23 protein-coding genes are annotated in these 25,152 nt (G+C 67.9%); 12 read left to right on the top strand and 11 right to left on the bottom strand.

Translation table 11 applies throughout. The annotated features are described in order from the left end of the window. Window positions 1–62 precede the first annotated feature (62 nt). Together AC1DIX_RS11965 and AC1DIX_RS11960 are read left to right on the top strand one after the other, a co-directional pair. Window positions 63–794, top strand: a complete 732-nt coding sequence (locus AC1DIX_RS11965) for a sensor histidine kinase (protein ID WP_441934988.1) — start codon at window positions 63–65, stop codon at window positions 792–794. Continuing rightward, on the top strand, window positions 791–2,467 hold the full coding sequence (locus tag AC1DIX_RS11960; RefSeq protein WP_477324501.1) for a tetratricopeptide repeat protein: 1,677 nt from the start codon (window positions 791–793) through the stop codon (window positions 2,465–2,467). Before AC1DIX_RS11965 ends, AC1DIX_RS11960 begins: the two co-directional genes overlap by 4 nt. Window positions 2,468–2,535: 68 nt before the next feature. On the opposite strand, the gene AC1DIX_RS11955 is transcribed toward AC1DIX_RS11960, so the two are convergent. After that, the gene (locus AC1DIX_RS11955; protein ID WP_477324499.1) at window positions 2,536–3,189 is read right to left on the bottom strand and encodes a PhaM family polyhydroxyalkanoate granule multifunctional regulatory protein; all 654 of its coding nucleotides are present in this window, start codon (window positions 3,187–3,189) and stop codon (window positions 2,536–2,538) included. A gap of 88 nt (window positions 3,190–3,277) precedes the next feature. Between AC1DIX_RS11955 and AC1DIX_RS11950 the strand changes: the two genes are divergently transcribed. Next, entirely contained in the window at window positions 3,278–4,423 is a 1,146-nt protein-coding gene (locus AC1DIX_RS11950) for a DUF3108 domain-containing protein (RefSeq protein WP_477324497.1), read from the top strand. A gap of 1 nt (window position 4,424) precedes the next feature. Next, the gene (locus tag AC1DIX_RS11945) at window positions 4,425–5,186 is read left to right on the top strand and encodes a DUF3108 domain-containing protein (RefSeq protein ID WP_477324495.1); all 762 of its coding nucleotides are present in this window, start codon (window positions 4,425–4,427) and stop codon (window positions 5,184–5,186) included. 33 nt (window positions 5,187–5,219) lie between these two features. Here AC1DIX_RS11945 and AC1DIX_RS11940 read toward each other — a convergent pair whose 3' ends face one another. Then, window positions 5,220–5,651 (bottom strand): hypothetical protein, encoded by a 432-nt coding sequence (locus AC1DIX_RS11940; protein ID WP_477324493.1) that lies wholly within the window; start codon window positions 5,649–5,651, stop codon window positions 5,220–5,222. Between the two features lie 262 nt (window positions 5,652–5,913). Here AC1DIX_RS11940 and AC1DIX_RS11935 point away from each other — a divergent pair, with 262 nt between their 5' ends. Genes AC1DIX_RS11935 through AC1DIX_RS11925 form a run of 3 tightly spaced genes read left to right on the top strand, consistent with a single transcriptional unit; the run spans window position 5,914 to window position 10,902 of the window. Further along, window positions 5,914–7,314 carry a hypothetical protein gene (locus AC1DIX_RS11935; protein WP_477324491.1) on the top strand — a complete coding sequence of 467 codons (1,401 nt, stop codon included), beginning with the start codon at window positions 5,914–5,916 and terminating at the stop codon, window positions 7,312–7,314. Then, window positions 7,307–8,065, top strand: coding sequence for a hypothetical protein (locus tag AC1DIX_RS11930; protein WP_477324489.1), 759 nt, complete (start codon window positions 7,307–7,309; stop codon window positions 8,063–8,065). Before AC1DIX_RS11935 ends, AC1DIX_RS11930 begins: the two co-directional genes overlap by 8 nt. Before the next feature lie 5 nt (window positions 8,066–8,070). Continuing rightward, entirely contained in the window at window positions 8,071–10,902 is a 2,832-nt protein-coding gene (locus tag AC1DIX_RS11925; RefSeq protein WP_441934996.1) for an ATP-binding protein, read from the top strand. Between the two features lie 7 nt (window positions 10,903–10,909). On the opposite strand, the gene AC1DIX_RS11920 is transcribed toward AC1DIX_RS11925, so the two are convergent. Then, window positions 10,910–11,839 (bottom strand): LysR family transcriptional regulator, encoded by a 930-nt coding sequence (locus AC1DIX_RS11920; protein ID WP_477324487.1) that lies wholly within the window; start codon window positions 11,837–11,839, stop codon window positions 10,910–10,912. A 112-nt stretch (window positions 11,840–11,951) separates the two neighbouring features. Here AC1DIX_RS11920 and AC1DIX_RS11915 point away from each other — a divergent pair, with 112 nt between their 5' ends. Then, complete coding sequence (locus AC1DIX_RS11915) at window positions 11,952–12,695, top strand: SDR family oxidoreductase (protein ID WP_441934998.1); 744 nt, start codon at window positions 11,952–11,954, stop codon at window positions 12,693–12,695. Window positions 12,696–12,698: 3 nt separating this feature from the next. On the opposite strand, the gene AC1DIX_RS11910 is transcribed toward AC1DIX_RS11915, so the two are convergent. After that, the gene (locus AC1DIX_RS11910; RefSeq protein ID WP_477251943.1) at window positions 12,699–13,619 is read right to left on the bottom strand and encodes a DUF535 family protein; all 921 of its coding nucleotides are present in this window, start codon (window positions 13,617–13,619) and stop codon (window positions 12,699–12,701) included. A gap of 162 nt (window positions 13,620–13,781) precedes the next feature. Between AC1DIX_RS11910 and AC1DIX_RS11905 the strand changes: the two genes are divergently transcribed. Beyond that, a complete protein-coding gene (locus AC1DIX_RS11905; protein WP_441935000.1) occupies window positions 13,782–14,132 on the top strand; it encodes a DUF6404 family protein in 351 nt (116 codons plus the stop codon). 163 nt (window positions 14,133–14,295) lie between these two features. Here the strand turns inward: AC1DIX_RS11905 and AC1DIX_RS11900 are convergent, their stop codons facing one another. From AC1DIX_RS11900 to AC1DIX_RS11890, 3 genes are read right to left on the bottom strand one after another with little or no spacing between them, the layout of a single operon-like run. After that, the gene (locus AC1DIX_RS11900; RefSeq protein WP_441935001.1) at window positions 14,296–15,459 is read right to left on the bottom strand and encodes a threonine aldolase family protein; all 1,164 of its coding nucleotides are present in this window, start codon (window positions 15,457–15,459) and stop codon (window positions 14,296–14,298) included. Further along, window positions 15,456–15,962: a CcdC protein domain-containing protein gene (locus AC1DIX_RS11895; protein ID WP_477324484.1), complete on the bottom strand. Its 507-nt coding sequence runs from the start codon at window positions 15,960–15,962 to the stop codon at window positions 15,456–15,458. The genes AC1DIX_RS11900 and AC1DIX_RS11895 overlap by 4 nt, the downstream gene beginning before the upstream one ends. Next, window positions 15,959–16,468, bottom strand: coding sequence for a CcdC protein domain-containing protein (locus AC1DIX_RS11890; RefSeq protein ID WP_441935003.1), 510 nt, complete (start codon window positions 16,466–16,468; stop codon window positions 15,959–15,961). The genes AC1DIX_RS11895 and AC1DIX_RS11890 overlap by 4 nt, the downstream gene beginning before the upstream one ends. 101 nt (window positions 16,469–16,569) lie before the next feature. On the opposite strand from AC1DIX_RS11890, the gene AC1DIX_RS11885 reads away from it, so the two are divergent. Continuing rightward, window positions 16,570–16,740 carry a hypothetical protein gene (locus tag AC1DIX_RS11885; RefSeq protein WP_441935004.1) on the top strand — a complete coding sequence of 57 codons (171 nt, stop codon included), beginning with the start codon at window positions 16,570–16,572 and terminating at the stop codon, window positions 16,738–16,740. A gap of 102 nt (window positions 16,741–16,842) precedes the next feature. Beyond that, window positions 16,843–17,829: an alpha/beta hydrolase gene (locus AC1DIX_RS11880; RefSeq protein WP_477324482.1), complete on the top strand. Its 987-nt coding sequence runs from the start codon at window positions 16,843–16,845 to the stop codon at window positions 17,827–17,829. Window position 17,830: 1 nt separating this feature from the next. On the opposite strand, the gene AC1DIX_RS11875 is transcribed toward AC1DIX_RS11880, so the two are convergent. The 4 genes from AC1DIX_RS11875 to AC1DIX_RS11860 all read right to left on the bottom strand — a co-directional run bounded on the left by AC1DIX_RS11875 (window position 17,831) and on the right by AC1DIX_RS11860 (window position 24,054). Continuing rightward, complete coding sequence (locus AC1DIX_RS11875) at window positions 17,831–19,780, bottom strand: hybrid sensor histidine kinase/response regulator (RefSeq protein WP_477324480.1); 1,950 nt, start codon at window positions 19,778–19,780, stop codon at window positions 17,831–17,833. Next, entirely contained in the window at window positions 19,777–21,279 is a 1,503-nt protein-coding gene (locus AC1DIX_RS11870) for a sensor histidine kinase (RefSeq protein ID WP_477324478.1), read from the bottom strand. Before AC1DIX_RS11870 ends, AC1DIX_RS11875 begins: the two co-directional genes overlap by 4 nt. Before the next feature lie 30 nt (window positions 21,280–21,309). After that, the gene (locus AC1DIX_RS11865) at window positions 21,310–23,064 is read right to left on the bottom strand and encodes a sensor histidine kinase (RefSeq protein ID WP_477324476.1); all 1,755 of its coding nucleotides are present in this window, start codon (window positions 23,062–23,064) and stop codon (window positions 21,310–21,312) included. A 114-nt stretch (window positions 23,065–23,178) separates the two neighbouring features. After that, entirely contained in the window at window positions 23,179–24,054 is an 876-nt protein-coding gene (locus AC1DIX_RS11860) for a LysR family transcriptional regulator (RefSeq protein WP_441935009.1), read from the bottom strand. A 106-nt stretch (window positions 24,055–24,160) separates the two neighbouring features. Here AC1DIX_RS11860 and AC1DIX_RS11855 point away from each other — a divergent pair, with 106 nt between their 5' ends. Beyond that, window positions 24,161–25,141 (top strand): quinone oxidoreductase family protein, encoded by a 981-nt coding sequence (locus tag AC1DIX_RS11855; RefSeq protein ID WP_477324474.1) that lies wholly within the window; start codon window positions 24,161–24,163, stop codon window positions 25,139–25,141. Window positions 25,142–25,152 lie beyond the last annotated feature (11 nt).

Here is a 25,152-nt window from a genome sequence, read left to right as displayed (position 1 = left end):
GTAATTACACCGACTAAAGGTATAATTAACGTCCAGCAACATTTCACATCTGAAAGGTTGAGATGGACGACCTGACGGCAGACCACCCGACCCCCGCGCCCGACTCGCACGACCTGTTCCTGTTCCTTGCATCGACCGCGCACGACATGAAGAACTCGATCAGCGTCCTGTCCGGCACGCTGGAGCGCCTGCTCGTCGACGCGTCCCCCAAGACGGAATCGGCCTATCCGCAGATGGCGCACATGCTGTACCAGACCAAGCGCCTGAACGACAACCTGATGCAGTTGCTGGCGCTGTACAAGCAGGTCGGCAAGCCGGAATACCCCTTCGACGTGCAGCCGCTCGCGCTCGGCCAGCTGGTCGAGCAGGTGGTGGCGATCGAGCGCGTGCTGCTGAAGTCGCGCGGCATCCGGCTGGAACTCGACTATGACCCGGCCCTGATCTGGCACTTCGACGAAGACCTGGTGGTCGGCGTGCTCTCGCATGCGATCAACAACGCCATCCACTACACCTGCGACACCGTGCGCCTAGCGATCCGCGAGCTGGACGGCTGGCTCGAACTGCGCGTCGAGGACAATGGCCCCGGCTACCCGCCGGCCCTGCTGAAAGCCGGCGCGATCGCGACCCGCGAGCAGGGCAGCGGGGTCAACTTCCTGACCAACAGCGCCGGCCTGGGCCTGTATTTTTCCAGCGAAGTCGCGAAGATGCATCGCCACCGCGGCCGCAGCGGCAGCCTGCGCCTGGAGAACGGCGGGGCCTATGGCGGCGGCTGCTTCATCCTGAGACTGCCATGAACCTCGCGAATCCGGGCGTTGCCGCCGCCGCGGCCGACCAGATCGACTGGGCCGACAAGAACTACCTGGTGGTCGACGACTTCGTCGGCGTGCGCCAGCTGCTGCGCGAGAGCCTGCGCAGCCTGGGCGCGAAGAACATCGACCAGGCCTCGAGCGGCGGCGAGGCGATGGGCCTGCTGTCGCGCATCCGCTACGACGTGGTGCTGTGCGATTACAACCTCGGCGAAGGCAAGAACGGCCAGCAGGTATTGGAAGAAGCGCGGGTGCGCAACCTGCTCAACCCGAGCACCGTGTGGCTGATGGTGTCGGCCGAGAAGAGCGTGGAATCGGTGATGGGCGCGGCCGAGCACCAGCCGGACGCCTACCTGATCAAGCCGATCACCGAGGGTGTGCTGCTGACCCGCCTGAACCGCGTGTGGCACAAGAAGCAGGTGTTCCGCATGATCGACCAGGCGTATGCGGAAAAGGATTATTTGCGCGCGGCCAGGCTGTGCGACGCCCAGATCGGGAACGACAAGATCCACGCCCTCGACCTGCTGCGCATGAAGGCCAGGTTGATGGAAAAGAGCGGCCAGCCGGCCAAGGCGCGCGAAGTCTACGAGCAGGTGCTGGAACAGCGCGAATACCAGTGGGCGCGCGCCGGCCTGGCCAAGATCCGCATGGCGAACGGCGAGTTCGAGCAGGCGCGCCAGATGTTCCAGAGCGTGATCGCGGAAAACCGCTACTACATCGACGCCTACGACCAGCTGGCCGCGTCCTACCAGAACATGGGCAAGGCGGAGGAAGCCTGCGCGATCCTGGAACGCGCCGCCAGGCTGTCGCCGAACTCGGTGCCGCGCCAGCGCAACCTGGGGAATATCGCGCTCAAGCTGGGCAATGTGCAGATGGCCGAGAAGGCCTTCCGCAAGTGCATCGCGATCGGCGAGTACTCGATCATGAAGACGCCGGACGCCTACCTGGGCCTGGCGCGCGTGTGCGGCCAGAAGAACGATCCGAAGGAAGCCCTGCAGCTACTGCAGGCGGCCCAGCGCGAATTCGGCCACGAGCATCCGGACATGCTGCTGCGCACGAAGATCACCGAAGGCCTGGTCTATCACGAGAGCGGCGACTACCGGCGCGCGCGCAAGGCCGGCGACGAGCTCGAAGAGATGCTGAAGCAGAGCGCCGAACGCCCCGACACCGCCACCTGCCTGGAACTGGCGACCCTGCTGTTCGCGGTGGGCGTGAAGGATGCGCCGGCCGAGCTGCTGTGCTACGTGATCCGCAATAACCACGACAACCCGTTGCTGCTGGACGAAGTGCAGGCGATCTTCGAGAAGGCGCGCATGGGCGAAGAGGGCCTGGACCTGATCCGCAGCTCGAAGAAGGAAGCGGCGGACCTGATGAACCAGGGCGTGCTGCTATGGAAGACCGGCAAGCTGGCCGAAGCGGTGGAGTGGATGCGCAACGCGCGCAAGGCGGTGCCGAACAACCAGCGGATCCTGTTCAACGCGGCCCAGATCATGCTGTCGCACATGCAGCAGCACGGCTACGACGACAAGCTGTCCGCCGAAGCCTACGAGGTGCTGCACCACGTCGACCACCTGCTGCCGGGGCAGCAGCGCTTCGCGCAGCTGATGGAGCAGCTGGCGCAGTTGCAGCCGCAAGCCCAGCCGACCGAGGAAGCTGCCTAGGGTGGGCTCTCAGAGTCCACGCGTGAAGCCAGCGTTACGTTAGCTCCCGTGGGCACAGGGTGCCCACCCTACGCCTTGTCGGCCTTCGGCTTGCCGCCGCGTGCACGGCCACTGCCGTTCGGCGCTGCGTCGGGTGCGGGTTCCGTCTGCGATGACGGCGCAGCCGGCGCCTCGCCCTGCGGCTCGGCCTTGGCGGCGCCATCGCCAGGCGCCATCGCCGTCGCTACTGCCTGAGTGAACTGTTCCTGAAGCATATTCCACCACGCCAACGCAGCCGGCATGCCCGTGGCCGCGGCCGGGTCCTGCGCCGGCGCAGCCGCACCAGGCTGGGCCGAGCCGCCACCGCCGGCATCCCCGGCCGCGGATGCCCCCGGCTGGCCGAAGAAAGAAGAGAAGGGCATGCCCGCCATCTTCTCGGCGCTCACGCCCGACTGGCGCATCGCCTCGGCCATCGAGGCGCCCATGGTCTTGAGGGTCGACAGGGTGGCGCGCTGCACTTCCATGGTCTGGATGGTCCCGCGCAGCATGGTGAGGTTCATGTTGAGCCAGGATTCGACGGCCTTCAGGTCGGCGATCCGCTTGTCGAGGTCTTCGGTCGAGAGCGGCGGCGCGCTCATGCCCGACATGTTCGTGCCCGGAAGGTTCATCGAACCCCAGAGGTTCTTGACGAAGTCCAGCGTATCCGTCATCCCGGGCATATTGGCTGCAGGTGGTTTCAGCATGGTGGTCTTCTCCTGTTAGAGGTCGGGACGTGGAGCGCTCCTAGCGTATCAGATTACTTATGGCCCTCATAGACGTTACACTAGCCGGATGAGCCTCGCTTTCGCCCCGAACCGCCGCCGGAAAATCGTGCTGGGTGCGGTCACGGTCCTGCTGCACCTGGCCGTGCTGGACTGGTTCAGCGCCCAGGTCGGACGGCCGCGCGGGGACAGCGTGCGGCGCGAGGCGCCGCTGGTGGTGGCGGAACTGGTGGAGACGCCGGCCACGCCGCCGCCCCAGCCGCTGCCGCTGCCTCTCCGGCCCGCGCTCGAACCGCCGCCGCTGCCGCGCTTGCCGCCCGAGCCGGTGGAGGTGGACGAGGCCGGCCAGGGCGCCGCGGCCGGTCCCGGATCCGGCGATGGCGCGCAGGCAGCGGCGCCCGATGCCGCCGCCGGAGTACTTGCAGCCGGGCAGGGGAGCGCCCCGACCGCCGCGGCCGACGTACAATCCTCCCAGGCCGCCGCGCAGGCGCAGCCGGCAGCGGAACCGGCGCCGCCCAAGCCCGCCCCTGAAGCGCGTCACTACAAGGTCGACCTGCCGCCCGCCGCCGAGATCCAACTGGACGTCGCGCGCACCGACGCCAACGGCACGCAATGGAGCGGTGATTCCCAGCTGTCGTGGACGATCACGCCGACCTCGTACAAGATCCGTGTCGAAGCCGGCATCACGGTGGTGTTCGCCCACGTGAACCTGCTGACCGTGACCAGCGAAGGTACGGTTGGCGAGGAAGGCTTCATGCCGACCTTGATGACGGAAAAGCGGCGCGGGCGGTCGATGACGGCCACCCATTTCAACCGCAAGGACGGCAGGCTCAGTTTTTCAGCGTCGGAAGCAACATATCCGCTGGTCTGGGGCGCCCAGGACAAGGCCAGCGTGCCGCTGCAGTTGGCCGCGATCGCGCGCGGCGATCCGCAGCAATTGTCGGGAAATATCGACATCCTTGTCGGCGAAGACCGCGATGCGAGCGTTTTCAGCTTTGTGGTGCTCGGCCAGGAACAGATCGACACGGGCATGGGCAGGATCGCCACCTGGCACCTGACGCGTCCGCCCAAGCCCGGCTCGTACAACTCGCGCCTGGACCTGTGGCTGGCGCCCGACTACGGCTGGGTTCCGGTGCAGATCCGTAACCTCGAAGCGAGCGGGGCGGTGACGACCCAGACCGCGAACAAAATCGTGATGAAGAATTCAGGAAGCTGATATGAACAAGATGTGGAAACTGGCCGCTGCGGGTGGACTGCTGGCGGCGGCGATGACGGCCCGGGGCGCGCCCGCGGCGGACGAGCATCCGGCGCAGATGCGTCCCTTTAACCTGCCGCCCTCGGCCGACCTGTCGTACTCGATCAGCGCCCGCCAGCGCGGCTTCACGCTGAACGGCGAAGCCACGCTGAGCTGGCGCCAGGGCGACGGGAAGTATACGATCAACACCGATTCGCGCGTGGCCCTGCTGGGCAAGCTGACCGAGAACCGCAGCACCGGCACGATCGACAGCTACGGCCTGGCGCCGAACGAGTACTACGACAAGCGCTTCCGCAAGGACCCGGTCACGGCGAATTTCGACCGCGAGGCCAGGACCATCGGCTTCAGCGACGGCAAGAAGAGCTACGCGATCAAGGGCGGCGAGCAGGACCGGGTGTCGATCTCGTGGCAGCTGATCGGGGTGGCGCGTGCGGCCAAGGACAAGTTCAAGCCGGGCTCGGACTGGGACTTCTTCGTGGTCGGCCCCCACGATGCCGATCCCTGGACCTTCCGCGTGATCGGCCGCGAAAAAGTGCAGGCCGGCGCCGCCATCGGCACGGTCGACACCATCCACGTGCTGCGCGAACCGCCGCCGGGCTCGAAGGACCAGACCCTCGACATCTGGCTGGCGCCGTCGCTGGAGTGGTATCCGGTCAAGTTGAAGTTCGTCGACAACGACCGCGATTATGTGGAGCAGACGCTGGAGAAGATCACTCGCAAGTAAACCAATCCATTTGACGGCGCAGGGCGACGACAACTAGTCCTGCACCCCCGGATCTTCCAGCGAATCATTCTCCCAGTGCAACACGATCTCCTTCGGCGCATTCCCCATCCGCACGCTACGCTTGAAGGTCTTGCCTTCGGCCGAGGCGCTGATGTGATACACGCCGGGCGGCAGTTTGGCAAAGAACATTGGCCCGGTATTCGCCACGCTCAGCACATTGCCTCCCCTGGCGTCCGTGATGTCGAGCTGGACGTCGGAGCGGTAGGCGCCGGTCTGCCGGGTGGCGAAAGTCAGTTGCAGGTTGTAGTCGGCGCGCAGGGCGCGCATCGCGTTCTGCTCGTCCTGGCCGACGCCGCCGTTGATGTAGCTGACGCCGTTCTGCTCCTTCGGCTGGGCGGCCAGCACGGCGGGCTGCATCAGGCAGATGGCCAGGGTGAAGGCTGCGGTGGCAAGTGTTCGTTGCATGGCATTTCTCCTTCAATCGTTGTCATGATAGCCATTATCTGGCGGCTGAAAGATGAAGAGCGCGCGGCTCGGTTCTCCATAGTGCGAAAGCAAAATATTGCATTCAGTGCAAGGTATTTTTGCCTTCATTCCGTTGCGTATTAGCCAGTTCTTAAAAGTTGCTTGGTCTTAACTGCTCGTTTGAACTGTTATACTGACGCCCCCGCGCACGCCGCCTTGGCCGCCGCACGCGTTACGAAACCGGCAACTGGTAAGCCTTACGATGATCGACAACCTGGCAGGCGCCGCCGCCGCCGACCTCCATTCCATAGCGCAAGACGAACTGGCGACCGGCGCTCCGGATCCCTTGCAGGCCCACTTCCACGAGGGAGTGGCGCCGGACGAGATCGAGCAGGTCTATCACCTCAAGCGCGCCCAGCCCATGCTGCAGGCGTTCACGGCCCTGTTCCACGGCGGCCAGGACGGCGTGATCGTGCGCCTGCTGGTGCTGCGCGAGCTGGCCGCCGAAACGGGCGAGTCCGCCTTTTCGCGCGCCGACATCAACCAGAAGTTCGCCTACCTGATCCCGGAAAGCCTGGAGACGGTGCTGGGCCGCCTGCGTTCGCACGGCCTGCTGGCCTGGGACAATCCGGCCGCGGTCTACCGCATCACGCCGCTGGCGCGCAATGTCCTGGCCGCCCTCGACACCCTGCTGGCGCTCGGCCGCCCGGAAGAGGACGAGGCCGAGATGGGTTTCCTGCTGTCGCAGGTGGCCGGCGCCCAGGCCGTCGGCGGCGTCACGGTCGAGCAATTGAAGCATTTGCTGGGCCGCCTGGTCGAGCTGCACGAGGAGTTCCGCGACGCGATCGCCTCCGGTTCCGAATTCCGCCTGCGCGCCTCGCAGGCGAAGTGGCACATGGCCTGCGACTGGGTCGAGAAGGGCTCGGCGATCCTGCGCGCGATCACCTCGAGCGAGCAGGCGGATGCGGCCACGCACAAGGCGGCGCAGGCGATCGGCCGCGCCCAGTCTTCGCTGCTGAACATGCAGGGCATGTTCTCGCGCGCCCTGAACCAGATCGAGCGCCAGCGCGTGCACCTGGGCCAGTCCGGCCTGTCGACCACCGACATCAAGCGCTGGCTGCTGGCCCACGACGACCTGGCCAGCCTGGCCGAGGGCGCGATCGAGCGTCCGGTCCTGCCGCTGTTCGTCACGCCGGCCGAGATGATCGACGTCGCCGAGACCGAGCTGATGATGGAGCGCGCGGTCAACGTGGCGCCGGGCGGCCTGCCGAGCGGCGAGGACGCGCCGCTGACCATCAACGACAACCCGGCCATGCAGGGCGAGCTCGACGACTGGATCAAGCGCCTGGCCGACTTCGCCAACCTCGACAACTTCCCCGTCATGGCCGAAGGCGCGCCGAAGAGCGTACCGATCCAGGATTCGCTGCTGCCGGCCAGCTTCGCGGTGGCGTCCTACCGCGCCTCGCTGCTGCCGCTGCTGGGCGACCCCGCCGAGGCCAGCCTGCAGGGCCCGACCGCCGAACTGGCGCGCCTGCCGGTACGCTTCAATTCCGAGGATGAAATGGTCCAGCTGGACGACCCCCACGTGGCGGCGATGTCGCTCGCGACCCTCTCCTTGATTATGGAAACTGAGCTAGATTTGGACAGAAAAGACGATGAATGACGATGCACAGATCCTGATTGCGCGGCTGCTCACGCACCAGACCCTGCGCCGCGACGACAAGATGGTCAAGCGCGCGCTGTCCGACGATACCTTCCGCGCCGAGATCGACAAGCGCCTGCTGGAATCCGGCCTGAAGCTGATCGACAACGTGTATGCCGACCACGTCACCCTGGCCCTGCACCGCAACGTCGAGCCGAAGATCTTCGGCGCCAAGGACATCTGGCAGAACAATAACTTCGGCCTGACCCGCGACGGCGTGGCCCTGCTGGTGGTGCTGTGGGCGCAGATCATCCTGCCCAAGCGCCAGCGCCAGGAAACCCACCAGGCCATCGACGTCGACCAGTCGGACATGTTCGACAAGGACAATCCGATCCCGCGCGCCGAGGACACCTCGATCGGCATCTCCTACACCGCGCTGCTGGCCGACTTCGGCGACAAGCTGGGCAAGAAGACCCGCATGGACATGAACCTGGGCCTGCTGTCGAAGCTCGGCTTCATCGAGCGCCGCGGCGACGTGATCCTCGAAGGCCCGCTGCTCGACCTGCTGATGGACACCGACCTGCTGAAGGAGCGCATCATCAACGGCGCCCTGGCCGAGGTGTTCAAGCGCGCGCCGCTGAGGGCGGTACGCCGCCCGGTCAGCGAAGCGGCCAACGATGCGGGTGCCACGGAAGCCGCATCGGCGGAGCCTGTCGCCGCCGAGGCTCCCGCCGAGGTTCCCGCCGAAGCCGCCCCCGAATCCCAGGAGTAAAGCGCATGTTCCACATTAAATCTCTCGAGCTGGTCCACTGGGACTACTGGCAGCGGATCAAGAACATCCCGCTGGACGCCAAGATCATCACCATCGCCGGCCAGAACGGCTCCGGCAAGACCACGCTGCTCGACGCGCTGCGCACCCTGTTCGGCCTCGACTGCTCGATGGGCCGCACCTATAAACACTATGCGCGCCACTCGGGCCAGCAGAGCGCCTGGATCCGCGCCGTGGTCGACAACAAGCCGTCCGGCCGCCAGCTGTCGAACCGTCCGTTCCGCCACAGCGGTTTCTTCAGCGACGACGAAGTCACGCTGTTCTGCCAGGTGCAGAAGAACGGCGGCGACTGGAAGCGCCAGTACCTGATGCGGCCGGGGAATATCGACATCGAGGAAGTGACCGAGGCCAGCGACTGGCTGGGCGTCGAGAATTACCGCAAGCGCCTGGCCTCGGCCGGCCTGTCGCCGGCGATGTCGAAGGTGCTGGCGCTGGAGCAGGGCGAGACCGACAAGCTGTGCGAATACTCGCCGCGCCAGCTGCTGGACCTGGTGTTCCAGGTCTTCGGCGACAAGGAAGTGCTGGACGCCTACGACGAAGCCAAGCGCCACCAGCGCGATACCGAAACGGAGCTGAAGCGCTTCGAGGCCGAGCTGGAAACCTCGCGCATCAACCTCGAAGGCCTGCGCCTGCGCGTCGCGAATTATCACCAGTGGGAAGACCTGAACAAGGAACGCCGCGCCCTGGTCGAGGAAGCGCTGCCCAGCCTGGAATACCACGAGGCGCGCGAAAAGGCGGCCCAGACCAGCCGCGCCCTGCGCGAAGCGAAGAAGCCGCTGATGCAGGCCGACAGCCAGCTGGCCGAGAAGCGCCACGCGCTGGCGGCCCAGCAGCGCGCGCTGACCGAAGCCCAGCAGCAGGAAGTGCAGCTGGAGCAGGAAGCGAACACCCTGGCCGGCCGCCTCACGGAAGTCAACCGCAAGCTGAAACCCCTGGAAAGCCTGCTGGAACAGAAGGAGCGCCTGCAGAAGCTGGCCGCGGATTCCGGCGCCGACATCGCCGAGGTGACCACCCAGCTGGAAGCCAAAGAAGCGCAGCTGGCGAAGAAGAAGACCGAGCGCGACAACCTGGCGGCGCGCATCGCCGGCGAGCTGTCGACCATCTCGGCCCTGCAGGGCAAGAGCTCGATGCCGGAACCGGAAGCCCAGCGCCTGATGCGCCGCGCGCTGAACGACGCGAACATCCGGCATGCGATGCTGTCCGATATCGTCGAAGTGACGGACCCGAAATGGCAGGGCGCCGTCGAGGGCGTGCTGGGCGGTTACGCCTCGGTGGTGCTGCTGGAGAATGCCAAGGATGCGCCGGCGGCGTACAAGCTGGCCGAAAAGGAGCGCTACCGCCACTTCATCGTGCCGGATTGCGTCAGCGCGCCGGTGGTCAAGGACGACACCCTGCTGTCGGTGGTGCGTTTCAGCTCGAAGGCGCCGTCCTGGCTGATCGACCAGCTCGAGCGCATCGAGCGCGTCGAATCCGTCGACGCCGGCTTCAAGAGCGATGCCGACGAGTGGATCACGCCGGACGCGTATCACCGCGAACGCCGCGGCGGGCGCTCGTTATTTGTTGAGCCCTCGCGTTACCGCTTCGGCGCGGCCGGCAAGACCCAGCGCCTGGAAGCGATCCAGAAAGCGCTGCCGGCCCTGGAGGCCCAGGAAGACAAGCTGACGCTGGAGATCAGCAAGCTGGCGACCGAGGTGTCGGCGCTGCGCGTGCGCATCGCCGGCGTCGACGCCGTCAAGGAACTGAGCGCGCGCCAGGCCGAGTTCGAGGAAGCCACGCGCGCCATCGAGCCGCTCAAGACCGAGCGCCTGGAAGTCGGCGCGCGCCTGGGCGAGCTGCAGGTGCTGACCAAGAACGCGACCGTCACCCGCACCCGCGCCGACACCGTGTGGCAGAACGCCCGCATGGCGCTGTCGGAAGCGGAAGCCGGCATGCGCCTGAACCACCGCCGCCAGATCGAGCAGCGCAGCGATCATGCGCGCGCCCTGCTGGAGCTGCGCCGCAACTGGCGCCACGTGCCGAAGGCCTGGCGTCAGCCGGAACGCCGCGCCGCCCTGGTGGCCGCGCACCAGAACACCCACCAGGTGAAGCTGCGCGTGGGTTCGCTCGACACCTCGCTGGCGCGCAGCGACTGGGAACACGATCCGACCGTGATCGACCAGTACGAGCGCCTGAACGACCAGCTGTCGAACCGCCAGAACGAGACCGAGGAGCGGCGCTACCAGAACAACCGCGCGATCGAAGCCACCGACAATGCGCGCGGCGCCTACATCGAGCGCCTGCGCTACACGATCAAGACCTACTCGAAGAACATCAGGGAGCTGGGCGAGCTGGCGAATATCGAGGTCACGGTCGATCCGGTGCGCCTGGAGAACGACGACCTGCAGCTGGCCCAGGCCGGCCTGCACGTGCGCTTCAAGTTCGACGGCAAGGGCCAGATCGGCATGAACGACGGCGAAGCGTCCGGCGGCCAGCAGGTCATGAAGTCGCTGGTGCTGCTGATCGGTTTGCTCAAGTCGGAAGAGGGCTCGGGCGGCTTCGTGTTCATCGACGAACCCTTCGCCCACCTGGACATCCGCAACATCCAGCTGGTCGGCGAGTTCCTGAAGAACACCGACGCCCAGTACCTGATGACGACCCCGCTGACCCACAACACGGACGTCTACGATCCTTCGGACCTGACCCTCATCACCAGCAAGAAGAAGAAGGACGTGCAGTGGGCGCAGCCGATCTTCGTGCTGCAGCGGCGCGCAGCCGGCGAGGCGGCTGCAAAGGCGGCCTGACACCGGGTCAGCGGCTTGAAAAGCGTTTCGCGCCACCGCCGGTGCGGAACGCTTCCACCACATACTCCACGAAGACCCGCACCTTGGCCGGCAGCAGCTTGCGGCTCGAGTAGTAGATGGCCAGCGGGCGGTTCAGCCCGTGCCAGTCGGGCAGCACCCGCAGCAGTTCTCCGGTCTCCAGCAAGGGCAGGGCATGCGGCATCGGCAGCATCGCGATGCCCAGGCCGATGGCGGCCGCGCGCGCGATCGCTTCCGGATCGTCCAGCACCGCAACCGGCCGCACGTTCGCCACGACTTCGCGTCCCGCACCGCTCTTCAGGGTCCACGGCATCAGGCGGCCCGACCCGAGCGCGCGCCGCAGCAGGCCGCGATGGCGCGACAGCTGCTCCGGCTCTTCCGGCGCCGGGAAGCGCCGCAGATAGCCGGGCGCCGCCACCAGCACCGACCTGGCCTGCGCCAGTTCGCGCGCCACCAGGGCGTCCGTCAATTCCACGCCGCCGCCGATGGCGACGTCGAAGCCTTCACCGATCAGGTCGACCTGGCGGTTATCGAAATGCAGGTCGGGCACCACGTCCGGATAGCGTTCCAGGAAGCCCTCCAGCAGCGGCACGAAATACATGCGGCCGACCGCCGGCGCCATCGCGATCTTCAGGGTGCCGGCCGGCTTGCCGGCGTCCTGGCGCAGGTCGGCCAGGGCATCGGCGATCTCGGTCCAGGGCAGGCGCACCTGGCGGTAGAGCCGCTCGCCTTCCGCCGTCAGGCTGAGGCTGCGCGTGCTGCGCTGGAACAGGCGCACGCCGACGCCGGCTTCGAGCCGCGCCACGCTCTTGCTGACGGCCGCCGGGGTCAGGCCCAGGCGCCTGGCGGCGGCGGAAAAGCTGGCCTCGTCGGCGGCGGCGACGAAGCAGTCGAGGTGGGGGGGAAGATCGGTTTGCATGCTTTCATCTTATACCAATGGTTGAAAGTGTAATACCGGATTGCCGACTACCGGGAACAAGTGGTCTGGACCATACTTTCCTCACCAACCACCCACACGAAAGGAAAGCATCATGGACTCCAGACTGAACAATCGGGTCGCCTTCATCAACGGCGGTTCGCGCGGCATCGGCGCCGCCACCGCGCGCCGCCTGGCCCGCGAAGGCGCCAGGGTCGCGATCGGCTACCAGTCGTCCGCCATCGCCGCCGAAGCCCTGGTGGCGGAGATCGAAGCCGGCGGCGGCGAAGCGATCGCGATCCGCGCCGACGCCGCCGATGCCGACGCCCTGACCCGCGCCATCGACCGCGCCGCCGACCACTTCGGCCGCCTCGACATCCTCGTCAACAGCGCCGGCGTGCTGCGGCTGGGTTCCGTGGAAGAGTTCTCGCTGGCCGACCTCGACCAGACCCTGGCGGTGAATGTGCGCGCCGTGTTCGTGGCCTCGAAGGCCGCCGCCGCCCACATGCGGGATGGCGGGCGCATCATCAACATCAGCAGCACGAATGCCGTGCGCATGCCGTTCGCGGGCGGCGCCGCCTATGCGATGAGCAAGTCGGCGCTCACCGGATTGGTCAAGGGGATGGCGCGCGACCTCGGGCCGCGCGGGATCACCGTCAACAATGTGCAGCCGGGTCCGATCGACACCGACATGAACCCGGCCGAAGGCGAGTTCGCCGAGAGCCTGCACGGCCTGATGGCCTTGCCGCGCCATGGCCATGCCGACGAAGTGGCGGCGATGGTGGCCTACCTGGCCGGCCCGGAAGCGGGCTTCGTGACCGGCGCCGACCTGCTGATCGACGGCGGCTTCGCTGCCTGAGGATCAGTGCGCGGCGCTGCCGGCCAGGTGCCGCTGCAGCGCCAGCCGCGCCGACCGCTCGATCGCCTGCCAGCACCCGCGCCGCAGCGCGGCCCGCTTGCGGTGCCTGGCGGGCACGCCGGACAGCGGCTTGAGGTAAAAGGGCAGGGCGATGCGCCAGCACCGGCCCGCCATCGGCACGCCGCCGAGGCTTTCCCAGAAGCCGTCGTAGGCGTTCGCGAAATGCCTGGCGTCGGCCGGCTTCCAGGCGCTCTGGCATGCGGCCTTGACGGCCACGGCCTGCCGCATGCCGAGGGCCAGCGCGATGCCCTGCAGGGCGGCGAAACAGAAGAAGCCGGGCGAGTTGTGCGGAAAAGCCTGCTCGAAGGCGGCAAAGGCGGCGCCGGCATCGAGACGGTGGCCCTGGTTGCGTGCAATGAATGGGACGACGGGCGCGGCGACCCCGGCGAAGGCGCCCTCGACCCAGCTGAAGGACAGGCGGTGCAGGCAAACACCGCCGGCGCGCATGGCGATCGTCAGGTCGCCTTCCGCGCTCAGGCGCGGCGCCATCTCCAGCCGGATCTCGAAACGCCCGCCGCCGGCCGCATCCGCATGCCGCCACAGGAGCAGGCCGCCGTTGCGGTAGACGGCGCGCTTGTAGGCGGCGTCGAAGGCGCCTTCTTCGAAACGGTAATGGGCGAGTACGCAATGCACCCGCTGGCGCAGCGACAGCCCTTTCGCCAGGTAGTGGCGGTGGCTCAGGTGGTGGAAGACGTCGTCGTGCGCCAGGGCCACGTAGCGGCGATGGATGTCCAGCGCCAGCAGTTGCCGGTGCGCGTGCCGAAACAGCAGCACCCGCAGGCTGCGCGCGACGCAGGCCAGCCAGGACGGTAGAGGATAGTGGCGCCGCGCCAGCCAGTGCCTGGCCAGGAGGGTAAGGACCATGCGAGCTCCGGGAAGCGTGGTTTTACGGCGATTCTCTGCCGGGCCCGGTACTGCGTATTAGAGCTGCACAAGATCCTTGCCGACATACGTGCGTGAGAATTGACGCATTTCCCGGCCATCGTCGGCTGATATCATCGGGAAACGTTTTCGATGAGGGAAAGAATGGAATTCCAGGCAAGACGAGACAGGGCCATCGAGTTGCTGGAACAGAGCGGCATCGAATGCAGCAGCTACGCGCCGCCCTTGATGCGTCTGCTGTGGCGCTGCGGGGTGCAGGTGCGGCCGCCGCATTTCATGGGTTTCGCCGCCGCCGCCCTGTTGTCGGGCAGCTGGTTCGCCGTCGGCTGGGGCCTGGTCATGTGGGTCGGATTCTGGTCCCGCCACAACACGGAGATGCCCTCGGCCCTGCTCAGCGCCTGCGGTGCCGGGCTGTTCTTCGGCTTGTCGATGGCCGGCTACTATGCCCACCAGCGCAGGAAGCATGATTTGCCGAGCTGGGAGTCGCTGGTCTAAGTACTTAGAACCTATCCCAGTAGGCAAGAGTCGCTCCTGGCGCGCCTGACAAGCGTAGGCGGCGTTGCTCGTCGTTGCATGGCTCGCCATGCGGCCTCCTCGCGCCTTGCCTACGCTTGCCATGCATCGCCATGAGCTTCCCCCTGCCTACCGAGATAGGTTCTTAGCCTGCCAGCGCCTTGAGCAGGTAATCGGTATCCCGCCGCAGGATCGACTCGTTGAAGCCGAGCTGCGCCTTCCCCTCGTTCAGTTTGCTGAGCCGTACGTTCGCCTTCTGCAGGCGCTCTTCCAGTCCGGCCAGGCGCTGCGGCGCGAACTCCAGAACCGCCAGGTTGCTGCCGTTCTCGATGCGTTTCACCTTGAAGCCCGGCGTGCGCTCCAGCGCCGCCAGCAGGCGTTCGCCGGCCGCGCGCACGCGCGCATAGCGCTCTTCGACGCCGTCCAGCGCGTCGAGGGCGGGCAGGGCGGCCTGCCAGCCGTGGTAGATCGCGCCGCCGAAGAGGTGGCGCAGCTCGCGCGCCTTCGCCATCAGCGGCCTGGGGCCGGACAGCACGCCGCCGAAGGGCGCGCCCAGGTATTTGTAGAGCGAGACGTAAACGGTGTCGAAGTGCGCGCAATAGTCCGTTACGCGAAAGCCCTCCATGCCGCTCATGAGCAGCAGGCGGGCGCCGTCCAGGTGCAGCGGGATCTTCTTCGCGCGCGCGATGTTGGCGATCCCGGCCACCAGCGCCGGCGTCAAGCTCGCGCCCTGGGCCCGGCGCACCGGGCTTTCCAGCGCGATCGCGCCGACCTTGATCGGGTAGGGCCCGGCCTCGGCGCGCTCGATCGCCGCGTTCAGTTCTTCCAGCGTGGGCGCGGCCCCGCCCGGCGCCAGCGGCACCAGGTTGATGCCGCTGAGGGTGGTGACGGTATTCGATTCGTCGCGGTAGACGTGGCTTTCCTGCTGCACCAGCGCGTGCCGGTTCTCGCCGCACAGCAGGCGCAGGGCGATGTGGTTGGCGAGGGTCCCGGTCGGCATGAAGACCGTGTCTTCCTTGCCCAGCAGGGCAGAGAACTTCGCTTCCAGTTCCGCCACCGCACCGCCCGCCAGGTAGCCGTCGGCCGGCTTCGCATGCCTGTCCAGCAGCGCCTGCAGGCGGGCCGGTTCGGCGGCCGGGTTGCGCGGCAGGGTGTCGCCGGCCAGCACGACCAGGGTGTCCATGTCCGCGGAAGGCATCGCGCCGCCTGGCGGCGCGCCGCCGTATTGCGCATGGGCGCTGCTGCCCGCCGCCAGGCCCAGTGAAGCGATCGGTACGGCTTCGAGGAAACGGCGGCGGTTCAGTCTCATGTGTTCTCTTTTCTAAGGCGCAGGCGCCAGCGCATCAGGCTGGCCGAGAAGGTGGCGAAATAGCTGGCGGTCATGCCCAGGCAGTACATCGTCAGCGGGCTGTCCGAAAAGCGCGGATTCGGCTGGTTGCTGCCCTGGTTCATGTAGACCTCGATGCCCAGGTAGATCACGCGCGCCACCAGCAGCATCCCCACCAGCACGCCCATGCGCATCGGCGGGGTGAAGTAATAGCCCTCGGCGGTGTCTTCGAAGCGGGTGCGGCGCAGGCCGTAGATGCCGAGGGCGATGCCGGCGACGGCGCCGAGCGCCAGCGCGGCCAGCGACAGCGGCCGGCCGCCCATGCCGGCGGCGGGCACCAGCAGCATGGCGCCGAACACCAGCAGGCCGGTGTAGTGGCGCGACATGATCGAACGCTGGCGCGTCATCTGGGCTTTCAGGCGCTGGTAGATGCGCCAGACCAGGATAGGAAGAAGGAGGATGAGGGCAAGTGTGGTGATGCTCATTGGGCGATTGCGGCGGCGGCGGTGCGCTTGCGCCAGGCAAGCAGACCGGCCGCGAAAGTCATGTAGTAACCGGCGAGGACGCCGAAGATGCACAGGGTCAGGGGGCTGGTGACGAACTCGTGGTGGGCGAAGGAGCCCAGCGCATAGTACTCATAGGCGCGGTAGCCCATGCGGCCGATGAACAGCAGCGCGACCAGCATGCCGATCGGCGCGTGCGGCGTGAAGTAATACTCGTCGCCGGCCTGCTCGAATCTGGTGCCGGCGCTGGCGATCCGGCCCAGCACGATGCCGAGCACCAGTCCGGCGCCGAGGCCGGCAATGGCGATCGGCGCGGTCTGCAGGCTCAGCGCCGCCAGCATCAGGACCAGCAGCGGAAAGAAGACCAGGGTCGTGCGGTGACGCCACACTTTCGAGCGCTGGCGGGTCGTCAGGCGCTTGATGCGGCTGTAGACGCGCCACAGGACCAGCGGAGCGAGGACGGCGGCAACGACGGGAGTGGGCAGCATGGCGATTTCCTTGGTGTCGAATCCGCCATTGTAATCCAGCCGGGCGTCGGCAAACCGCTGCCCATGTTAATGTTTTGGCTCCGCCAGCAGGAGAACCGACCATGTTCGTTGCACCCATCGAAGCGCACCGCGCCCCCGATCCGGCGCCCATCGAAGAGCCGCCCAAGGAGCCTTTCGACTCGCCCGACCCGCACCAGCCGCCGATCCGCACGCCCATGAACGACGAACCGGACACCGATCCGAACCCGAGCGTCGCGCGCACGCTGCACTGATTATTTCCATCCCGCTACCCGCCGTGCATTGACGCACGGCCGGCTGCGCGCTTAATATTTAGATGAATGTCTAATTAGATGAACTTCAAATTTGGAGGCGCGATGAAACTGCATACCGGTATCCGATCCCTGAAACTGTGGCCGATGCTGTCGATGTTGCTGTTGGCGGTGGCGGCGCAAGCCCTTGCCGCCCCGGCCGGCGACCAGCCGATCTCGCTCGACACCGCCGGCGGCACGGTCGCGGGCACCCTGCACCTGCCGGCGGTCGAGGGCAAGGCACCGGTGGTGCTGATCGTCGCCGGTTCCGGTCCCACCGACCGCGACGGCAACAACCCCGCCTTCCCCGGCCCCAACAACAGCCTCAAGCTGCTGGCCGAGGCGCTGGGCCAGGCCGGCTTCGCCTCGGTCCGCTATGACAAGCGCGGCATCGGCGCCAGCAGGGCCGGCGCGCCGGACGAATCGGCGCTGCGCTTCGACACCTACGTCGACGATGCCGCGGCCTGGATCGCGAAGCTGAAGGCCGATCCGCGTTTCGGCCAGGTGGCGGTGATCGGCCACAGCGAAGGCGCGCTGATCGGCATGCTGGCCGCCGAACGCGCCGGCGCGGCCGCCTATGTGTCGCTGGCCGGGGTGGCCGAAGGACCGGGCGCCGTGCTGCGCAAGCAGCTCGCCGGCAAGCTGCCGCCGGCGCTCGCGGCCGACAACGAGCGCATCCTCGCCAGCCTGGAGCAGGGCAGGACCGCGGCCGAGGTGCCGCCCGCGCTGGCGATGCTGTACCGGCCAAGCGTGCAGCCCTATCTGATCTCGTGGATGAAGTATGTGCCGTCCCAACGCATCGCCGCGCTGCGCATGCCGGTGCTGATCGTGCAGGGCACGACCGACATCCAGGTCGGCGTCGAGCAGGCGCAGGCGCTGAAGGCCGCCAGGCCGGACGCCGTGCTGGCCATCATCCCCGGGATGAACCACGTGCTGAAAGAGGTGCCGGCCGATCCGCAGCGGCAGATGGCATCGTATGGCGACCCGGCGCTGCCGCTGCATCCGCAGCTGGCCGGCACGCTCACGGGCTTCCTGCGTAAAGCGGCACCCTAGGCTAGGCAGCGCCTGGAGCAGGCTTGCCGGCGATGGCCTGCAGCAGCCGCGCCATGTCGACCGGCTTCACGAGCCGGACATCGAAGCCGCTGCGCAGCGCGCGGTCGCCGTCGACTTCCTGGCCCCAGCCGGTCACGGCGACCAGGGTGGCCTCCGTGCCCCAGGGCTGCTGCCTGGTCCACTCGGCGATCTCGTAGCCGGTCGCGCCGGGCATGCCGATGTCGAGCACCAGCAGCCGCGGCCGGATGCGCGAGGCCAGTTCGATGGCGGCCTTGCCGTCGTAAGCCGTGTGCACCGTGTAGCCCTGCAGCGCGAGGAATTCGGCCAGCAGGTCGGCGGCATCGCGGTTGTCGTCGGCCAGGACCACCTCGAGCGGGACCCGCGTTTCGGCGCTTGCGGGGCCGGCGTCCGTGGCGGCGGCCGCCCGTTCGCCGGCCTGCTCCGCGGCCAGCGGCAACGTCACGCGCACCCGCGTGCCGAGGCCCAGGCCGGGGCTGAAGGCGGCCACGCTGCCGCCATGCAGCTCGACCAGGGACTTGACCACCGCCAGGCCGATGCCGAGTCCCGGCGTGCCGCCATGGGCCTTGGTCTGGGCCTGGGAAAACATCTCGAACACCTCTTCCAGCCGCTGCGCCTCGATGCCGATGCCGTTGTCGGCCACCTCGACGAGCGCCCGGCCGTCTTCGCGCGTCACGCGGACGTCGATCTCGCCGCCGGCCGCCGTGAACTTGGCGGCATTGTTCAGCAGGTTGCTCAGCACCTGGGTCAGGCGCACTTCGTCGCCCTCGACCATCACCGCCTCCGGCGGCAGGGACATGCCGAGCCTGTGCCCCTTGTCCTTGAGCGCCGCGCGCACGCTGTCGCAGCCCATCTCGGCCACCCGGCGCAGGTCGATCCGCTGGATCTCGAGCTGCAGGCGGTCGTGCGTGATCCGGCTCAGGTCCAGCAGCTCGTCCAGCAGCCTGGCCATGTGGCTGACCTGGCGGTCGATGACCTCGGTCGCGCGGCCCACGGAGGCCGGGTTGGCGGCGGCCTGGCGCAGCAGGGCGACCGAGTAGCCGGCGGCGGCCAGCGGGTTCCTCAGCTCGTGGGCGAGGATGGACAGGAAGTTGTTCTTCTGGCGGTCCGCCTTTTCGAGCTGCTTGCGCTGGCGCTCCAGGTTCTGCCTGACGTTCACGTCGGTGGTAACGTCGCGGGCGGTGCCGATGATCATGGTCGGTATGCCGGCCGCATTGCGCATCACCTTGCCGCTCGATTCGATCCAGCGCACGATCCCGTCGGCGCCGCAGGCGCGGAACTGGGCCTGGTAGTCGTGCCTGCCCGCCAGCGCGGCGTTCCATTGCGCCAGCACCGCCGTGCGGTCGTCCGGGTGGATGTCGTCCAGCCATGGCTCGGCGTCGGTATGGACGAAGCCCGGCGCCCGTCCGTACATCGGGCCGATGGCCTCCGAATACGACAGCTCGCGCGTGCCGAGGTCGAGCTGCCAGGTGCCCATGCCTGCCGACTGCAGGGCGATCTCCAGCCTGGCCTTGGCGATCGACTCGCGCGCCAGCGCCTGCTCGACCTGGTCGCGCTGGCGCACGCGTTCGAGGCAGGAGCGCACCGCATAGCCGATGCGCGGATAGTGCTTGGCGGTCTTGGTGATGTAGTCGTCCAGGCCTTCCTTCATGGCGGCGACCGCGACTTCCTCGGTGCCGCTGGCGGTGAACATGATCACCGGCCGCTCCGGGAAGCGGCGCTTCAGTTCGCGCAGCACGGTGATGCCGTCGCTGAAGCGCAGCTGGTAATCGGTGATCGTGACCTCGAAGCCGCCCTGGTCGAGCGCCGCCGCCAGGGTCTCGGGCGTGCCGGCCTGCAGGATGCCGATGTCGCCGAAATGGCGGCGCAGTTCGCGGGCGACCAGCGCGCGGTCGTCGGGACTGTCGTCGATCAGCAGGGCGGTGAACGTCATACGCTGTCCTGCGCGGCCGGCAGCTCGACGCGGAAGCTCGCGCCTTCGCCGGGCGCCGAGCCGACGCCGACGCTGCCGCCCATGCGCTCGACGCCTTTCTTGACGATCGCCAGGCCGATGCCGGTGCCGGGGAATTCTTCCTCGCTGTGCAGGCGCTCGAATACGTTGAAGATCCTGGCCTGGGCCTGTTCGGGGATGCCGATGCCGTTGTCCTCGACGGTGATGCGCACCATGCCGCCGGCCTGCCGGGCGCCGATGCGGACCATCGGCGCCACGCCCGGCGCGACGAACTTGACGGCGTTCGATACCAGGTTGACGAGGGTCTGCACGAACGTCTGGCGGTGCGCCCTGACATGCAGGTCGGCGGGCACGTCGACGCACAGTTCGGCGCCGGCCTGGCTGGTCTCGGCCTGCAGCATGGTGCGCATATCCCGGATGGCCGCGGCCACGCCGACCGTCTCGATCGGGATCTCGGTGCGCGACAGGCGGGCGAACTCCAGCAGGTCCGACACCATCGTGTCGACCCGGCGCGCAATCGCTTCGATGCGGTTGACGTAGACCGCCGACTGCTCCATGCGGCCTTCGTCGAAGTCCTGCTTGAGCGCGTTGGCATAGCCCTGGATGGTGCGCAGCGGCTCGCGCATGTCGTGCGAGACCGAGAAGCCGAAGGTCTCGAGGGCTTCGTTGGCTTCCTGCAGCTGGCGGGTGCGTTCGGCGATGCGTTGTTCGAGGTCGGCGTTCAGGCGGTGGATCTCGAGGTCGGCGCGGCGCAGCGAGGTGACGTCGTTGACGATGCCGTCGATGGCGTCGTGCCCGTTCACCCGCACGCGCACGAGCTTGACGGTGTGGGCGCGGCCGCCGGCGCCGAGCTCGCCGCTCAGGACCTGCAGCTCCGCGGTGTCGAGCGTGGCCCCGAGTTCCGGCAGCCGCTGCTTCACTTCCGCGACCAGGGGATGGCCCGGCGCCTTCGAGTATTCGCCCGGCGCCAGTCCGAGCATGGTCCAGAAGGCCTTGTTGCCTTCCTCGAGCTCGCCCTCGAGCGACATGCGGAACACGCCCAGCTCGATGTTTTCGAGCAGCGAGGCCAGCCGGGTCTCGCTGCGGATCGCGCGCGAGCGGATTTCGGAGCGGTCGAGGCAGGTGCGCACCGCCACCGGCAGGCGTGCGTAGTGGCGCGGGCTCTTGATCACGTAATCGTCCAGCCCGTGCTTCATGGCGTCGACCGCGATCTCCTGGGTGCCGGTGGCCGTGAACATGACCACCGGCAGCTGGGGATCGTGGGCCTTGACCCGCTTGAGCACGTCCAGGCCGGTGGTCCAGCGCATCTGGAAGTCGGTGATCACCACGTCGAAGGGGAAGCCGGCTTCCTGGGCGCGCTCCAGGCCCGTGCGCTCGCCCACCTCGGTGACTTCGCAGCCGGGGAAGTGACGTTCGATTTCCCGCCTGGCCAGCAGGCGGTCGTCGGGATTGTCGTCGAGGATCAGGAGGCGCAGGGACATTGTGAACCGATCGTAAGCGGAATCGTTAAATTATAGAGGAGGTTCGGCGCCACATCGCATGGGCAGGCATAGCCGCAACACCGTGCCGGCGGCTGCCGCTTCGACTCGTACGCTGCCGCCCAGGCGCTCCATGGCCTTGCGGACGATCGCCAGGCCGATGCCGGTGCCCGGATAGGCTTCCTCGCCATGCAGGCGCTCGAACACGCCGAAGATGCGCTCGCGCTGCTCGGGCGGGATGCCGATGCCGTTGTCGGCAATCCAGACCAGCGCGTGATCGCCGTCTTCGCATCCGTGGATCCGGATCGAAGGCGCGACGCCGGGCGCGACGAACTTGATCGCATTGCCGATCAGGTTCTCGAATACCTGCACCAGGATGGCTTCGTTGCCGAGCGCGGCGGGCAGGGGAGAGGCGATCTCGACCTGGGCACCGCTGCGCGAGACCTGGGTTTCGATGTCGGACAGGGCCAGCCAGGCTACCCGTTCGAGGTCGACCGTCCGCAGCTTGAGCTCGGCCCGCGACAGCTGGCTGTAGGCCAGCAGTTCGGTGATCAGGCGGTCCATGCGGCGCGCGGCCTCGCGGAGCCGGGCCAGGAAGTGGCGCCCCTGTTCGCTCAGGCGCGGCGATTCGTCCTCGCGCAGGGCGTCGGCATAGCCTTCGACGTTGCGCAGCGGCGCGCGCAGGTCGTGTGCGACCGTATGGGCAAAGGCGCGCAGTTCCATGTTCGCTTCAGCCAGCCTTTCGGTGCGTTCCTGGATGCGGCGTTCGAGCAGCAGGTTGGCGTCGGCCAGGTCGCGCTGGGCCTGTTTCAGCTCGGTCACCTCGTGGATGCCGATCACGGTCCCGGCCGGCTTGCCGTGCACCAGCATCGGATGGCAACTGAGGATCCAGTCGCGCGTGGCTTGCGGATGCAGGGGCGTGCTGCCCGACAGCGCGATGCGCGCGGGCGCCGTGGCGCCGGCGACGATGTCGCGCAGCAGCGCGGGCAGGTCGAGCGTCCCGGGGGCGGCCGGCAGGATGCGCAACACCTCCTCGAGCGGCCGGCCGGCGGCCTGGGCGGCGTTCATGCCGGCCAGGTCTTCCGCCACCGGATTCATGAACTGGACCCGGCCGCGCAGGTCGGTGGCGATCACGGCGTCGCCGATGCTGCGCAGCGTGGCCGCCAGGCGCGCCTGCCCGGTCTGCATCATCAGGGCTTCGCGGCGGGCCATGGCGCGCACGAAGAACAGCAGTGCGATCGAGAGGAAGGCCACCGCGCCGGTCGCCACGATGGTGCGGGTCAGATCGCGGTCGACCACGGCGGCGCGCAGGCCCAGCAGCCTTTCCTCCTCGCCGCGCAGGGCCGCTTCCTGGGCCGCGATGGCCCTGCGCAGGGTGCGCATGCCGGATTGGGTATGCCGCTCGGGATGCCGCAGCCCCTCGGCCAGCGCCTGCGTAAAGCCGTCGAGCAGGGTGCGGTAGCGCAGCAGCGCCTGTTGCTGGACCGGATTGTCGCGGGTCAGCCGCTGCAGGGTCTGCCACTCGCGCGGGATGGCGGCAAGCCCGGCCTCCAGCTCGGCGCGGTCCTGCGGGTCGTGGTCGAGCAGGAGCGATTTCTGCAGGGCATCCACTTCGTTGACCAGGCTGATGGTCTCCTGCAGGCGCACCAGCACGTCCTGGGTGTGCACCACCCAGCGCCGCGACTCCACCGTGCGGCCGATGCTGCCGATGAGCGTCGCGATCGCGGCGGCCAGGATCATGATGCTGGCCGCCGTTGCGTAGTTGACGTAGCGGGTTGTTCCTTGCATGAGCACTGGCCTTGTAAACCCCGTGTTTTATGCGCTGAGCATGTCGATCCATTCTAGCAAATGCACTCGGGGCCGGTCGCGTGCGAGTAACGGTGCGAGTAACGCACATCGGGATCACGCCAGGACCGGCCCGGCCTGCGCCAGCAGTTCGGCCAGCAGTTCCGCCACCAGGGTCACGCGCGGCGAGCGGCGCACGTCGGGATGCACCACCAGCCAGATCGGCCGGCTCAGCACCTGGGCGTGGTCCGGATGCACCGCCAGCAGGCTGTCGCTGCGGCCGAGGAAGTGCGGCAGCAGGCCCACGCCCAGGCCGGCGCGGCAGGCCGCCAGCATGGATTGGGCATTGTTCGACCAGAAGGCGTACGGGCGGCCGGCGCCGAATCTGTCCAGCCATTTCTGCTGCGGCGAGGTCTTCATCGCCTCGCCGTAGCCGACGAATTCCCATTCCGCTTGCGGGCGCGCGAACCAGTCGGGGGTGGCATAGAGGCCGTATCCCATCTGCGCCAGCGGGCGTCCGGCCAGGCCCGGTTCCTCGGGACGCGACAGGCGCAATGCGAGGTCGGCTTCGCGCCGGTACAGGTTGGCCTGGCGCACCTCGGCGACGATCTCGATCGCGATCGCCGGCCAGCGCGACCGCAGGGCCGCCAGCCGCGGCACCAGCAGGGTACTGGCGAGCGCCGGCGGCGCCGACACCTTGACGACGCCGCGCAGGGTGCCGGCGCCGGTTCCGGCGCGTGCGAAGGACAGCGCCTCGTCCTCGACGCGGCGCGCATACGCCAGCAGGTGCTCGCCCTCCGCGGTCAGGATCCAGCGCTTCGGCAGGCGGTCGAACAGGCGCAGGCCGATCCGGGCTTCGAGCATGCCGATGCGGCGCGACACCGTCGAATGCTCGACCGCCAGCGCCCGCGCCGCCGCGCTCAGGCCGCCCTGGCGCGCCAGTTCGACGAAGTAGCGGATGTCGTCCCAGTCGAGCGGGCTGGGCTTTGTCATCTCGAGGTCATCGGTGAATTTTTGCACAATAAGTGACGATTTTTTGGGATTTCGGTCGAATTTCAATCAATCTACCATGTGCTCGTCTTTTCAACAGGAGCATGGAATGGAAACCTTGATCGAACATGTCGTCATCCGCCGCCAGGGCGGACCCGAGGAGCTGCGGGTGGAACAGCTGGCGCTGGCGCCGCCCGCCGCGGGAGAGATCCGGATCCGCCATCTGGCGGTCGGGGTGAATTTCCTGGACGTCTACCACCGCAACGGTGTCTATCCGCTGCCGGCGCTGCCGGCCACCATCGGGGTCGAGGGCGTGGGCATCGTCGAGGCAGTGGGCACGGGCGTAAGCGGGCTGCATCCCGGCCAGCGCATCGCCTACGCCGGCCAGCCGGGTGCCTACGCGGCAGTGCGCAACCTGCCCGCCGACTACGCGGTGGTACTGCCGGACGCGGTGCCGACCGAGGCGGTGGCCGGCGCACTGCTGCGGGGGATCACGGCGCATATGCTGTTCCATCACGTGCGTCCGCTGCAGGCCGGCGACACGGTGCTGGTGCATGCGGCCGCCGGCGGCCTCGGCCTGGTGCTGGTGCAATGGGCGAAGGCGCTCGGTGCGCGCGTGATCGGTACCGTGGGCAGCCGCGCCAAGGCCGAGCTGGCGCTGGCCCATGGTCTCGACTGCGCGGTGCTGTACCGGGAAGAGGATTTCGTCGCCGCCGCGCGCGAGTTCACCGGCGGGCGCGGCGTCGACTTCGCGATCGACGGCATCGGCGGCCCGACCCTGTTGCGCAGCTTCGATGCGGTGCGGCCCTACGGCATGGCGGCCAGCATCGGCCAGGCCGGCGGCATGCCCGGACCGGTCGATTTGATGCAGATCGGCAACCCGCGCGCCATCGCGTTCTCGCGACCCGGCGTGATGCGCCTGATGCGCGATCCGGCGCTGTACCGCGAAGGCGCCGACGCGACCCTGGCGCGCCTGGCCGACGGCCTGCAAGTACGCATCGGCGCCGAACTGCCGCTGGCGCAGGCGGCCGACGCGCACCGGATGCTGGAAGAGGGCAGGACCACGGGCGCGTTGCTGCTGCGGCCCTGACCCCGGCTTGT

It is taken from the genome of Massilia sp. 05N420 (genome assembly GCF_056397205.1).
This window is presented reverse-complemented; position numbering and strand designations above follow the sequence as displayed.